The organism is Pontibacter sp. LHS2 (assembly GCF_058932845.1).
In genome coordinates this window covers 1,778,345-1,792,951 of record NZ_JBZYWG010000001.1, presented here as the reverse complement: position 1 = coordinate 1,792,951, position 14,607 = coordinate 1,778,345, and the positions used below count along the sequence as shown (strand labels likewise).

The following is a 14,607-nucleotide window of genomic DNA, read 5'->3' as shown; positions in this document are numbered from 1 at the left end:
CTATAGGGTGTGTCTAAAGTATATGTTAAAAGTAGTGCCAACATTTACCTGGCTATCTACTTCTACTTTGCCGCCAAGCAGCTCAGCCTGGGTTTTAACAAGGTGCAATCCCAAACCACGTCCTTCTCTGTGCGAGTGGAAACGCTTGTATAAACCGAAGACTTTTTCTTTATCTTTACTCAGATCGATCCCGAGACCATTATCTGATACGCAGAGACAAATATAGTTAGGAATAGTGAAAGTTTTAAGCTGCAACTGCAAATTTCTATCAGGTGATCGGTATTTCAAAGCATTTGTAACCAGATTATGCATAATGCTGTGCACATAACTGCGAACACTATTTACAGCAGGCGCTTCCTTGAAGTCATATTCGATGCGGATGTCCCTGTCTAACAGCTCAGTAGGCAAGCTGTCGTATACCTCGTGATAGACTTGCTCAAAAGTGATCTCTTCCCGCACATTGTTAAGCTCACTCCGGATGGTAAGTATGTCATTCAGGTCCCTTATGGTGGTGTCAAGCAGCTTAGCAGACTTGAACAGGTTTTCGATTACCCGGGGGTTCATAGGGGAGTCTGGCTTGTGCTTGTTATAGATGGTGGTAAGGCCCAAGATGTTGGCGATCGGAGCCCGCAGGTTATGTGATACAATGTAGGCGAACTGCTGTAGGTTTTGGTTCTGCTTCAGCAACTGGTCAGTGAGCTCGTCACGTTTGTGCTGGGCCTCCTTGTAGGATGTCATGTCGGAGGCTGAGCCATCAAGACGGTAAACTATGCCTTTCTCGTCTATTCTGGGAGAGACGCGGAGCATCAACCATTTACTCTGATTGTCTTTGGTCAGGATGCGTACTTCGTAATGCTGACGCTCTCCCCGTTGTAGTTCGGGTAGAATGTTCTGCTCCACATAAGCTTTATCTTCAGGATGAAATATACTGTGCCAGAGGTCTTGCTGGCTATAAAACTCTTCTTCGGTATAGCCTGTCAACTCAATGCACTGTGGGCTGACATAGAGCACATTAAGGGAAGTGTCCACTGAAAAGATCAGCTCCGGAATGTTCTCGAGCGTGGATTGCAGCAAATTTTTCGCTTTCAAGACCTCCTGTTCAGCCTTTTTTCGATCTGTGATGTCCTGTGTAGAACCATGAAACCGGATAAACTTGCCATGCTCATCGTATTCAGGTTCCCCTACTGTATAAACAATGCGCTTGCTTCCGTCAGGTCGCACAACGGTATGCTCAACAGACAAGATCCGATTGTTCACAGTCGCATCCTCCAGGGCTGCCAGTACTTGTGCGTGCTCGGCCTCGGGCAAGAAGTGCATAAAATTGAGGCGTGTCGGGACGAAGGACATCTTACTGACGCCGTAGATGTCATATACGCTGTCAGACCAATAAATCAGATCATTCTCTACGTCGAGCTCCCAACTGCCGAGCAAGGCCAGTTGCTGAGCACGCGCCAGTTGTTCTTCGTTTCGCTTGATGGTTTCCATGGCGAGTTTGCGCTCCGAGATGTTGAGCACTGTAAGGGCAACTGCCAACACCCGGTTTTCTGGTCCGAGTACTGGGCGGAGTGCTATTTCGTGCCAGTAGTCGCCATGACCCTCTTCGTAAAGGATCGTCTCGCCTCTCATCGCGCGTTTGTGCTGTTCCCGGAACTGCTGTCCTTTTTCTTTGCCAACCAAGTCTATGAAATTCATGCCTGTCTTGAGCTCCTTCATCATCAGGTTCCGCACGTCCTTCTTGGCCACAGAATTGCACATCATGATGCGCATAGACTTGTCGAGCAGGTAGATGGCCTGTGGGGAGCTGTCAAGCAGTGCCCTTAGGTTTGCCTCGCTGGCCATCAGTTTGTCCTGCGCTGTAATCTGATCTGTAATATCGATCATAGTACCGTTCCAAATCACGTGACCTGCCTCTTTCCAGGTAGGTAGTCCGTGTGTTTGCACCCACTTCCACTTGCCATCCTGCGGCTCTCTTATCCGAAAGACTACAACCAGTGGAGACAGGTCACGGTAGGAGGCACTGATAGCTTCCCAAACAAGTGAAATGTCTTCAGGCTCAATGTGGCGGTAGAGTGCTTCAATGTTGTCGTATACCTCCTCAGGGCTTATTTGGAATAAGTCACGGATGCCCTCACTGACAAATGTGAAGGAGTACTGGGTTGTGCTATTCATTTCTAGCTGAAAAACAGCCCCTGGTATGCTGGAGCTGATCTCACGCAGCTGTTTTTCGCTTTTCTGCAACTTATCTATCATCTGCAGGCGCTCGTCCACGTTCATGGCCACTACCAGACGTGGCATGCTGTCACCATGCCGTGGAAGGGCGTGTGAGATCGCTTCGACTTCAAACTCACTGCCATCGCTGCGCTTATGGCGAATTCTGCTCTGCTGCGATTGTTGCTTGTCAACCTGGTCCATTCTGAATTTAAGCAGCGGAACGTCATTTTCCGGCCGAATATCAAATATGCTCAGTGCCAGAAACTCCTCTCTGCTATACCCATATTCGCGAAGGGCAGCTTCATTCACGTCCAGAAACTGCATGTTCAGGCGGTCATATACCCACATCGGCATGGGATTCAAGTCAAAAAGCATCTTATACTGGATCTGGCTATCCAGCAGCGCTCTCTGCAGGTCCTGTCGCTGCTTCATTTCAGCATTGAGCAGTCTGTTGTCAAAGCGAAGCCGTTGGATCACGTTGCGGAGCAGGAGCAGGGCGGCAAGGCTGATCAGCACAATAAGCGCAAGTATGAACCTGTAGTTGTTAACAAATGACGAGATTGATACGGATGCCTGGCGTCCGCTTTGACGGGTGGCCTGCCGTATACTGGCACTTAACTCATTGAGGTGGTTTTGATGCTGCCTGTACTCCGGCGTGATCACGATACGGTTGTAGGCCAGTGCCTCTGCCGTGTTTCCGCTACGGCTAAGTTGAAGCAAACGCGCAATCAGGGTATCATGCGAAGCTGTTTCATTTTCAAAATCTCGCAACAGCCTCCTGCGATTCGCATCTCCCATCATGCCTTTTAGTTGGGTGACGATCTCGGCGCTATGCGCCTGGGCTGTGTGAATGTCCTGTTCGTAATTGTTTTTTTCTGCTTCACTGTTTGTGGTCAGGTACAGCAGAATGGCTTTGTGTATGGCATCGTCGCTACTCCGGAGGTTATCGATCAGCTCTAACTCCTGCAGTGCCAGTACGACATAAGCATCATGGTTGAGCTGAACCTGGCGAGCCTGGAAGAACGTGTTGGAGACCAGAACGAGAAGTGTGATCAGTAAACCCGCAAAAGCAAACAGCACTAAATAAGTCGTGCGCGATGCTGCATGCAGATGCGTTGTCTGGTTTGTTTTCAACATATGTAAGGTTCAGGTGCTTAGTAAATTACGTAGCACATGTTTTTGAGTAGCGGATTTGCACTGATATTTATCAGTATTTATAACCGAACTTAAACAATTGTAATACTAAAAACAAAAACCCCCTCCCCATAAAGTTCCATTCAGTAGCATCGTCTGTCAAACCGGTGTTATCCAAGTAAACCGAGGAGCTGTTCAAGTCAAAAATCTGTAAACCTTTTAAAAGATAGTGTAACAGTGGACGCTCACATGGGGCGTACCTTTGTATTGATTGGAAGACAAACCAAGGACATAGAATGGCAACAATAGAGAAAACAGTATATAAGAAAGATACATTTCCAGTAGAGGGGATGACCTGCGCCTCCTGTGCATCCAGCATCGAGAGCATGCTGCGCACAGTGGAGGGGGTGCAGGAGGCCAACGTGAACTTTGCCGGTAAAACCGTACAGGTGGCCTATGCGCCACAGCAGGTACAGCCAGCTCAACTGCGCGATACTTTGGAGGAGATCGGCTTTGAGCTGCTGATAGACCAGCAAACTGAGCAGGAACTGGAAGAGCGACACGAGAAAGCGCTGCAGGTTTTAAAAACTAAAACCATTGCGGCAGCTGTACTGGCCTTTCCGGTTTTTGTGCTGGGTATGTTCTTTCACAACACATTTAGCTGGGGCAACTGGGCAATGCTGGCTTTCACTACACCAGTGCTGCTATGGGCAGGGCGCCACTTTTTCGTGAATGCCTGGGGCCAGGCAAAGCACTTGCGCGCCAACATGGATACGTTAGTAGCACTGAGTACAGGTATAGCCTTCGCTTTCAGTGTGTTCAACACCATATATCCCCGGTTTTTCCTGGACCGTGGGCTGGAACCGCATGTCTACTACGAAGCAGTAGCCGTGATCATTGCCTTTATCTTGCTGGGTAAATACCTGGAAGAAGGCGCCAAAAGCCGGAGCTCGGCAGCCATTAAGAAACTGATGGGCCTGCAGCCGAAGACAGTGCGTGTGCTGCGCAACGGGGTTGAGGCCGAAATACGCATAGAAGAGGTGCGTATAGGCGACCAGGTGCTACTGTTGCCTGGTGATCGGGTGCCAGTGGATGGAGAAGTGTCGTCAGGCGGCTCTTATGTAGACGAAAGTATGCTGAGCGGCGAGCCTTTGCCGGTACAGAAACAGGCTGGTGATAAGATTTTTGCCGGTACGATCAACCAGAAAGGCAGTTTGCAACTGATTGCCCTCAAAACCGGAGGCGAAACCATGCTGGCCCATATCATCAAGATGGTTCAGGAGGCACAAGGTAGTAAAGCGCCGGTGCAGAAGCTGGTCGATAAGATCGCTGGGATTTTCGTGCCTGTTGTGCTGCTGATCGCAGTACTGACTTTTGTGGCCTGGGTGGTGCTTGGTGGCGAAGCCTATTTATCGCAGGCGCTGGTGTCGATGATCTCGGTGCTGGTGATCGCCTGCCCCTGTGCGCTGGGACTGGCCACGCCTACTGCGATCATGGTGGGAGTGGGCAAGGGCGCGGAAAACGGCATCCTGATCAAAGACGCGCAAAGTCTGGAAGATGCCTACAAAGCGAATGCGATTCTGCTTGACAAGACGGGCACTATCACACTGGGCAAACCCGCCGTGACCGATGTAGTATGGGCCAATGGGGTACAAGGGAAGGAACGATTGGAGCAGCTTTTCTTTTCGATCGAAGCCAAGTCAGAGCACCCGATCGCACAGGCCATCTATACCTACTATAAAGAACAAGGTATAGCAGCACTGGAGCCGGACTATTTCAATAGCGTCACCGGTATGGGAGTGGAAGCAGCATTTGGTGGTGAAAAGTTTTTCGCGGGTAACGAAAAGTTGCTTCGTCAGGAAGGTATAGCCATGGAGGCCCAACTGGTGGACGCCGCCCGGAAACTGCAGGAAAACGCTAAAACTGCCGTATACTTTGCCAATGGGCAAAAGGCCCTGGGAGTGTTTGCCGTGAGCGATCCCATAAAACCTGCCGCTGCCGAAGGTATAGCCCGTATGAAAGCTGCAGGTTTGGAAGTATACATGCTCACCGGCGACAATATGCAGACAGCTGCCGCGGTGTCCCGGCAGGTAGGTATCACCCATTTTGAGGCTGAACTGCTGCCAGGCGATAAAGCCGATTTTGTGAAAAAGCTACAGGAGCAAGGGAAAGTGGTGGCGATGGTAGGAGATGGTATAAACGATGCGCAGGCCCTGGCCACAGCCGACGTTAGTATTGCGATGGGACATGGTACTGACGTAGCCATGGATGTGGCAGGTATAACCCTGATGCGCTCTGATTTGATGCAGGTAGCAGCGGCCATTAACCTTTCAAGGGCTACGGTGCGCACCATTCGGCAAAACCTGTTCTGGGCTTTTATTTACAATGTGATCTGTATACCTGTGGCCGCTGGTCTACTTTACCCGTTCACAGGTTTCCTGCTCAACCCAATGGTAGCCGGAGCTGCTATGGCCTTAAGCTCGGTTTCAGTGGTAAGTAACAGTCTGCGCCTGCGCGGGAAGAAATTATAAGAATTATTTTAATAAGTTGATTTGTTATGTTAAGTATGAAAACGTATAAGTTTAAAACAACCATAAACTGTGGTAGCTGTGTGAGAGCTGTGACGCCTCATCTGAACAAACTGGAAGGAATAGAGAACTGGAAAGTAGATACAGAGAATCCAGACAAGATACTGGAAGTTAGTACAGAGAGCCTGGATGCTCAGGATATAAAAAGCACAGTAGAGAAAGCGGGTTTTAAGGCAGAGCAGGTATAATTCCCTCTAAACGAAGTGGGAAGTACAACTAATAGGGGGTAGTTGCCAACTATGGTGAGCATTAATGGGCAAGCTGAATCAGTTTGCCCATTTACTTTGCCTCACGATTGATTTCCGTGGGTGTAGGCGCGATTTGCCCCTACAAAGAATGGTATATCCTAACATGGATAAGCTGCTCAATGCCATCCCTAAGGATTCACGCGCTTCTTCAATGTTTTTGATATCTCCACCTCCAATTGCTATACCTTCCCATTTTTCGGGCCAGAGGTAGATGGCTCCAATCGCATATGCAACGAAAGCACTCAGCAGCATAGCCTGATTAGCTCTGTTCAGAGCTACCAGGAAGCTGAAAATCGCAGCGAGAAGATAGATGGCTATCCAAAGTATAGCATCCGGGTCATTGTATTGCATAGCAGCGAAAGCAATAAAACAAATACCCAATACGGTCGGAAGGATTTGTTTGAGTGTCATAGTTGACTAAATTGATTATACTGCTATACTGGAAAATTATATAAAAGTTTTGCGTTTTACTTGTGTTTTAAAAGTAAACGAGCAGCCTCTAGCTGCTCGTTGGATATTTTTAATATTGTAAGAGGAAACTTACCATGCCCACTGTGGGCAAATGATTTTAGAAGGATTACGCAGTTTCAGACCTAGTACAACTTCATGACTGCCCGAGTTGGTGCCGGCAAGCGGTGATACACTGGCATCATAAGAATAGCTTAGATCCATCAGGTAGCTAATGTTTACACCTGCCATCACACAAACTGACTCATTGTGGCGATAGGAAGCTGCAGCCCAAATGCGGTCGCTATACAGTGCCTTCAGAGTTGCATCAACCGATACAGGGCTTGGCTGTGCCATTTTTACCATCACCGAAGGTATAAGCGCCAGATCAGGCGACACGTCTAATCGGTAACCACCCGTCAGGAAATAGTGCTTTTGCAGTCTGCCGCTGTTATCAGTGGCAGTGCCGGAAGTAAGGTGTTCACGCTTGCTTGGTACGAGCTGGGCACCGGCTATACCTATGTAATAATTATAGGAATACAACCACAAGCCCATATTCAGGTCAAACTTCATTTCATTGATTCGTCCATCGTTAATGGCCTTATCATTCGGGTTGATGACGCGCACTGCCGTAGGATCCAGGCTGTATTGTATCAATCCCGGGGCTACCCCTGCAGCTACACGCAAGGTGCGGGAAAGGGGCTGGTGGTAAGCATAGCTGACATTAAAGCTGCTACGCTTAAGAGGGCCTGTTGCAGTCGTCATGGCCATAGCGCCCAGGCCATGGTGCGGCCTGATGCGACGGTAAGAGGTTGGCTTCTTGGTAGTGGCTTCTTTGGCGGGAGAACTGTTACGTTGAGCCGCTGTTACAGGGGCTACCTCCTTCATGATCGGAGCATGGAAGGTGGCGTAGTATGATACGGGCGCTCCTTCCAGTCCAGACCATTGCTGCCTGGTGCCGATTTTCACGTCGGCATAATCCTCTATACCTGCTATGGCGGGGTTGAGCAGGTAGTTGTTGAGAGTGTACTGGCTGTACTGCGGCTTTTGCTGCGCCATGGCCTGGGTAGCGAGCAGAAGCACAAATCCTAAAGCTAAAAGTTTGTTCATAGACGGTTATTTAACAATTGTCACACTTCCTGAAAGCGGTTTTTCCTGGTTGTCAAGCTGAATGAGGTAGTAATAAGTAGCGATTGGGAGTTCTTTGCCATTCTGGCGTCCGTCCCACGGTATTTTATAGCCTTGCGAACTGAACACAGCGTTGCCCCATTGGTTGAACACCTGTACCTTACAGTTCGGATACTGCTCTATGTTGAGAATCTCCCACACATCGTTCACGCCGTCTTGGTTCGGTGTGAAGGTATTCGGCACGTACACCAATTGCTGCACCGTAATAGTTACCTCGTCCGTAGACACACAGCCTGCCTCGTTGGTCACCGTCACGGTATAGGTGGTCGTTTTCTCTGGTTTGGCGTATGGGGTCGCGATGTTCGGATTGTTCAGGCCCTCAGCTGGTGACCAGCTGTAGGTTGCACCGCCGCTAGCCTGGAGCTGCACCGTTCTGCCGAGCATCAGGATCTGGTCCATACCTGCGTTGGCACTTGGAGCAGGCACCGCCACGGTCACAGCACGGCGCTCACTGGCGCATGACGAAGCCACTTCCTGCACATAGTAGGTGGTGGTGCTGGTCAGGATCGGTGTCGTAAAGTTGTTGCCGACTTGTATCGGATTACCACCGGTTGCGCGGTCGTACCACTCTAACCTGCCACCTTTGCCTGTTGCGGTCAGGGTGGTTTTGGTGCTGTGACAGATGGTCTGGCTGCTTGCGGTCGGCATGTCTGGCAGTGGTGTCACGGTTACTTTTATAGCTTCGCTCACCAGGCGCTCGCACGATTCAGAAGTGACAATTCTTCTAAACCAAGTGGTCTGAGTAAGCGCTGCCGACTGGATGTCTTTGCCGCTGTTGCTCCCAACTGCCGTGGTATAGCCATTGTCCGGGCCGCTGGTGCTGCTTTCCCAGGTATAGTTATAGTTGCCGCTACCGCCTGTTGGCAGGGTGCCTACTAAAAGTGATGGCGCTGTACCATAGCAAATAGTTTGGCTGGTGCTGATGCGGTTGTTGGCCATAGGCGGACGTACGCTGATGAATACGGCTGCACTAGTGTCTGGCTTTGGTCCGGAAAGCACAACACGGCGGAACCAGGTAGACTGCGTAAGTGCCGCCGGGCTGTAATCTTTGCCTGTGCTCTGGCCGGTAGCCGTCATAAAGCCTGTTTTAGCGCCCTTCGTGCTGGCAAGCCACAGGTACAGGAACTGCCCATCACCGCCCACTGGCACCGAGCCGTTCAGGGTTGCTGGCTTATTGCCTGCGCAGATGACCTGATCGCTGTAGATGTTATTGTTCGTAACGCCTTTGTGCACTTCGATCAGCACCGGATCAGATACTGTCTCGCAACCACCTGATAGCACACGGCGACGGAACCAGGTAGATTCGTAAAGCGCATCCGGTGTATAGTGGCGGCCATTGTTTATACCTGCGGCTGGTTGATAACCACCCTGTTGGCTAAGGCTGCTTTCCCACAGGTAGGTATAGCTGCCCGCTCCAGCTCCACCGCTAGGGTTAGTGCCAGAAAGCGGAGCTGGTGTCTGCCCTCTGAAAATGCTTTGGTTCAGACCGATCGTATTGTTGCTGATAACAGGCGAAACTGTAATCGTCACCACGTTCGACACATGCTGGCAAGGGCCAGACACCACTACACGGCGGAAAGACGTGGTTGTGGTCAGGGTACCAACGTTCAGATCAGAAGCTGCGCTGCTATTCACTCTGCGGAATACCCCGTCAGTACCTGCTGCTTCCCAATAGAAGGTATAGCTGCCCGTGCCGCCAATAGGTTGTGAGCCTGTTAGCTTGGACGGAGCGCTGCCTGTACAGATCACCTGGTCTCCAGCGATGGTATTGTGGGCAATCACCGCATTTACCAGAATGCGTACTTCAACTGACGTATTAAAGCACTCACCGGCTACTACTTTACGGCGGAACCAGGTGGTTTCAGACAGCTGACCCGGCTGGTAGTTCATACCAGTGTTATTTCCAGCTGCAGCGGCGAACTCTGTGCCTTCGGTGCGGCTTTCCCACAGATATACCGGCTGCTCGTTGCCACCAGTTGGACGGGTGCCTTTCAATTCGCCAGGCGTATCACCTGCGCACACGGCATGCGACTGGGTGGTAATGGTGTTGTTAGCTATCACTGGCTGCACCATAATCTCCAGCACTTGGCTGAGTGACTGCTGACAAGGAGCCGAGTACACCACTCTTCTATACCACATGCGCTCAGTCAGCGGAGCAGGAGCCTGATAATCGGGCTGGTTGTTGGTTCCTGCTGCTGCAGTAAAGTGCTGACCGTCGCGGCTGCTTTCCCATAGGTAGGTATAGCTGCCATTGCCGCCTGCTGGTGCTGCGCCTTTTAGCAGCTGCAGTACATCACCTGAACAGATGGTGCTTTTCTCTACTGCAATAGTATTGTTGCTGATCGCCGGAAGTACTTCCACTTTCACAGCAGTGCTGGTGTGTGCCTCGCAAGGACCAGACAGCACAACTCTCCTGTACCAAGTTGTTTTTTCGAGTGCCTCTGGCTGGTAAGTGGCTGACTGGGCATCAGCAACTAAGCTAAAGCCAGACTCCGCACCTTGCTCGCTACGTTCCCAACGGTAGGTATAGCTGCCATTTCCACCAGTTGGGGTCGTGCCTGTTAGCGTGCTCGGACGCTGCCCGGCGCAAATTGCTGCAGTCGGGGCTGTCAGGCTGTTACTGTCGATACGTTTGTTGACTGTTACCGTCACAGGGAGGCGCTCACTGCTGCCACAGCCGTTTACATTCACTGCCTCTACAAAGAAAGTCGTGGTTTGATGCAGTACTTCAGTTTCAAAACTGTATCCTTCGAACAGGTAATTTTGTGCAGCAGCGTTGGCATACCAGCGGAAAGTATTGGTCGTTTGGCTGTTCACGGTCAAGGTGGCGGAGTTGCCTTCGCATACGGTAACCGGCGCAACCTCTGGTGCTGCTGGCAGGCCTACAACTGTTACCTCGATTACCGCTGAGTTGCTGATACACTCGCCTGATACCACTTCACGGGTATACCAGGTAGTTTGAGCCAAAGCAGTCGGGCTGGTGTAGTGCTGGCCAGTATGCTGGCCTGGAGCCGGACTGAACGTAGCGTTCGGTCCGCTTGTACTGTATAGCCAGCGATAGGTGTAGCTTCCGTTTCCACCAGTAGGCTGCGCACCTGTCAGCGTAGCTGCAGCAGTGCCTTCGCAAATAACCGGCTGGCCTTCGATCTGGATTGTATTATCCGTGATTGCAGGCTGTACCAGTATCTGAATTTCGTTACTGTAGTTTTCGTCGCAAGGTCCACCAGCTACCACACGGCGGTAGAACATGGTTTTGTCGTTGATCTGCGGCGTATAGTTCAGGCCTGTGTTGGTACCAAGTGCTGGCACAAAAGCGCCGTCTTCGGTACGCATTTCCCAGCGGTAAGACTTCAAGTCAGTCCCACCCTGCGGCATGCTGCCGATGATAACAGATGGCGTGGTGCCACTGCAGATAGTGTTTTGCTGCACTGAAACAAAGTTCATGGTGATCGGCTTCACCACCGTTACTTTCACGGCTTCGCTGATGTGTTCCTGGCAAGTGCCGGAGGTTACTTTGCGACGGAACCAGGTGGTTTCGTTCAGTACACCCGGATTGTAGTGCTGCTCACGATTATTGCCGTTTGCCGCTCTGAAACTTCCATTAGTGCCCGTGGTGCTGTATTCCCAGGTATAAGTGTAGCTACCCGTGCCGCCAGTCGGCTCACTGCCCTGCAGGGTAGGAGCTTCTGCCCCTTCGCAAATAGGCGCGATGGTAGTAAGCGTGTTTTGATCTATTACAGGCGTTACAGTTATTATAACAGGAGCGGAGGTATGAGAGCAACCTGCAGATAGCACCGTTCTTCTATACCAGGTGGTTCGGTTGAGTTTACCTGGCTGGAAAGTGGCGGCCGTGGCGCCATCAATACTTTCAAAACCCTCGTTGGCACCTGTCACGCTAGCTTCCCAGCGATAAGTATAGCTGCCGTTACCACCAATTGGCATTGCGCCAGTAAGCAGGGCAGGGGACTGGCCAGCGCAAATCGTTGCAGTTTCGTTCAGGATATTACGGTCCAGTGCTGGCAGGATCGTGATAGTTGCCGCTATTACTGGACTGTAGCAGCCGTTTGTAACGCCGCGTACATAATATGTGCTGATACCTTCGGGGAGGTTTTGGGCTGTGAAACTTCTGCCTGTTTCCAGTTGCTGTGTCGCCGCTGCATCGGCAAACCATTCGTAAGCCCCTGCATTACCTTCCACAATCAGGATAGCGCTGCTGCCCGCACCGCAGTGAGTAACAGGAGCTACAACAGGGGCTGGAGTTGCCGGGTATACTTCTACTTTGATTGGGGTACGCACACTTGAGCAGCCACCTTCTACCGTGGTCTGGGCATAAAAAGTCGTGGTCTGGTCAAGTGACCGCGTCTGGAAGCTGCTGCCTTCGTGCAGTAAACTGCCTCCGGTCGGCTGTTCGTACCATTGCACGCTGCCTTCGGCCTGCAATACCCGTAGCAGGGCAGTGCTGCCTGGGCAGAGCGTCGCCACTTGCTGTACGGTTGGCGCAACTGGCAAGTCGTTTACTGTAACTTGCAGTTCTTCTGTTACTTCGCACACACCGGCACGATAGGTATAGGAGAGAGCGTAAGTGCCAACTGCCGCAGGGTTGAACTGCCCTTCAGCTGAGACATATGCAGAGCCGCTCCAGGTGCCGCCTTTATGCGAGGCCTCTAACTGCATGATGCCACTATTCAGGCACACTACTGCCTTGGGAGCGCTCAGTTCGAGTACAGGTATAGCATCTATCGTAATTTGCTGTGTTGCTTCTTCTGAGCTACCGCACTCGTTGGTGGCGATCACTTTTACATTATAAGTACCAGGCTCAGCAAAGCGGATCATGGGATAAGCCGCGCCTGCATCACTTCCCTCTTCAAAAGTCACACCAGCTGGCCCGCTCACTTCCCAGCGGTAGGCACTGATCGTTCCGGACTGAGCATCAAACTGAGGTCTGTGTGCGGCATTAGTCTCTGAAAAAGCGATCGTTTGCGGACCGCAGTAGGTTTGAGCCTCTGGTAAATTAACTAGAGGTTTGTTAATAACGATAATTTCTGTTTCCTGTGTGCTAACAGCAGAACAGAAGCTGCTGGCCAGCAAGGAGACAGTATAGGTGCCCGATTGATTGAAACTGAACACCGGGTTTTCAGAGTTGGCATCAGTGCCTTCCGCAAAGCTCCAGCCTTCTGTAGCTGATATAGTCCAGGTATACTTCAGGTCTGCGCCCGATGAGTTGTTTCGTGATCTAAAGATAGAAGGGGCGCACACACCGCCATCCGAGGTCAGGTCGAAGGCGGCTTTGGGGACATCCTTTACCACGATCATCTGCTCCATAACAGTTGGCAAACAGGTTGAATTCGGATCAAGCGGGTAAGCTGTCAGGCGGACCATATACTCGCCCAGTTCGTTGAATACCACGTTTGGAGAAAGTGTCGTGTTGTTACCGGAAGAGAACTTCCAGCCGGTCTCCGGGAAAATTTCCCATTTAACGCGGTAGCGATCGGTTCGGGCAGAAGCATCGTAACCGTTTTTGGTCTTGTCCTGGAAGCGGATGGGTTCGTTCAGACACACATTTCCGACGGCAAAATCAGCGATAGGGCCTTTGGAAATGCGAATACCAGTAAATGTGGCAATTGATTTGTTACACTGGTTGATGGCTGTGCCTGTCAGCGTAAAACCGTTGGGCTTGTCTTTGGATGACTCCAGGAACTCATGGCGCAGGATGCGGTCTGCAGGCAGTTCGTTGTGCTTGAATACATAGGGCGCAGTACCGTCGTCAAACTGAAAGGTATAGACAGTATGTGGCGAGTTGCCCTCCACCCCTGTAATTCTAAATCCATAAGACACTGGGGCACAGTCAATGTTATTGCCATCGCTGGTGATGCCAAGGCCGGGATTGCTGCCGATGAAAAGCTTTTCTGTGAAGGTGCCCTGGCAACCGCTGGCATCAGTAGCTGTTACAGTGATATTATAAAGGCCAGGGGCGGTATAAGTATGGCTGGTGCGCTCAAAGTCGGAGCCGAGGGTGCTGTTTTTGCCATCACCCCAGCTAATGGTATAGCCCGTGTTAGTGGCAGCCGTAGTGGATGCATTCTCTACTTCCAGTTTGAACGAATTGGCACTACCTGTATAGCTGCAATAGGTAAAGTCGTAAAGCGGATCCTTGATGGTAGCGTCGGGTTGGCCGCTAATTTGGGTAGGTTCTGAAGTGGCCGTGCAGCCGTCATCTGTAGTGGTGGTGACAGTGTAAGTGCCTGCTGATGTGATGGTAATGCTTTGAGTTGTAGCGCCGTTAGACCATTTGTAACTGGCTGCTTCTGTGGCAGTGAGCACTGTTTGCCCTTCGTTGCACAAAGAGGAAGAGCCCGTAATTGTTATAATAGGAGTGCAACTTTGTGCTATGGTTTTTGCATCAAAACACAACACATAAAGCAGGGTGAGCACAACAATGGCGAGGCTCTTTTGTACCGGTTGCATAAAGGGTTCTGTATAAGTTTGCTATAGATGAATGCTTTTCTGTAAAAATGAGGATGGCTGTATAATTCAATTCGGCAAAAGGACGCTTTCATAGTATAGAAGGTGTAACAATCCCTACTATAACTGAGCGTGCATTAGTTATCAGAGTGTCTTGAAAATGAATTTCGTATATCTGAAACTTTTATCGCTTTAAGCCAAACATTTTTGTAGCCTGTCCGTATTGTGCAAAATGTTTTTCGCTGACACTTGGTTCAAATAATTGTAAATTTTTTATGAATCAAGCTTTAGTGCTTATTCTTGTAAATAGTGTTCTACTATCCCCTCTT

6 protein-coding genes are annotated in these 14,607 nt (G+C 50.6%); 2 read left to right on the top strand and 4 right to left on the bottom strand.

Annotated features, from left to right (window positions below; genetic code table 11):
• Positions 1–3,348 carry a PAS domain S-box protein gene (locus tag AC5FX6_RS07730; protein ID WP_493596453.1) on the bottom strand — a complete coding sequence of 1,116 codons (3,348 nt, stop codon included), beginning with the start codon at positions 3,346–3,348 and terminating at the stop codon, positions 1–3.
• A 293-nt stretch (positions 3,349–3,641) separates the two neighbouring features.
• Here AC5FX6_RS07730 and AC5FX6_RS07725 point away from each other — a divergent pair, with 293 nt between their 5' ends.
• Positions 3,642–5,876 carry a heavy metal translocating P-type ATPase gene (locus AC5FX6_RS07725; RefSeq protein ID WP_493596452.1) on the top strand — a complete coding sequence of 745 codons (2,235 nt, stop codon included), beginning with the start codon at positions 3,642–3,644 and terminating at the stop codon, positions 5,874–5,876.
• Between the two features lie 35 nt (positions 5,877–5,911).
• The gene (locus tag AC5FX6_RS07720; protein ID WP_493596451.1) at positions 5,912–6,121 is read left to right on the top strand and encodes a heavy-metal-associated domain-containing protein; all 210 of its coding nucleotides are present in this window, start codon (positions 5,912–5,914) and stop codon (positions 6,119–6,121) included.
• Between the two features lie 78 nt (positions 6,122–6,199).
• Here the strand turns inward: AC5FX6_RS07720 and AC5FX6_RS07715 are convergent, their stop codons facing one another.
• From AC5FX6_RS07715 to AC5FX6_RS07705, 3 genes are all read right to left on the bottom strand, one after another.
• Entirely contained in the window at positions 6,200–6,592 is a 393-nt protein-coding gene (locus AC5FX6_RS07715; RefSeq protein ID WP_493596450.1) for a transmembrane 220 family protein, read from the bottom strand.
• Between the two features lie 129 nt (positions 6,593–6,721).
• Positions 6,722–7,738, bottom strand: coding sequence for a PorP/SprF family type IX secretion system membrane protein (locus tag AC5FX6_RS07710; RefSeq protein ID WP_493596449.1), 1,017 nt, complete (start codon positions 7,736–7,738; stop codon positions 6,722–6,724).
• A 6-nt stretch (positions 7,739–7,744) separates the two neighbouring features.
• Positions 7,745–14,281: a DUF8696 domain-containing protein gene (locus tag AC5FX6_RS07705; RefSeq protein WP_493596448.1), complete on the bottom strand. Its 6,537-nt coding sequence runs from the start codon at positions 14,279–14,281 to the stop codon at positions 7,745–7,747.
• Positions 14,282–14,607: the final 326 nt, after the last annotated feature.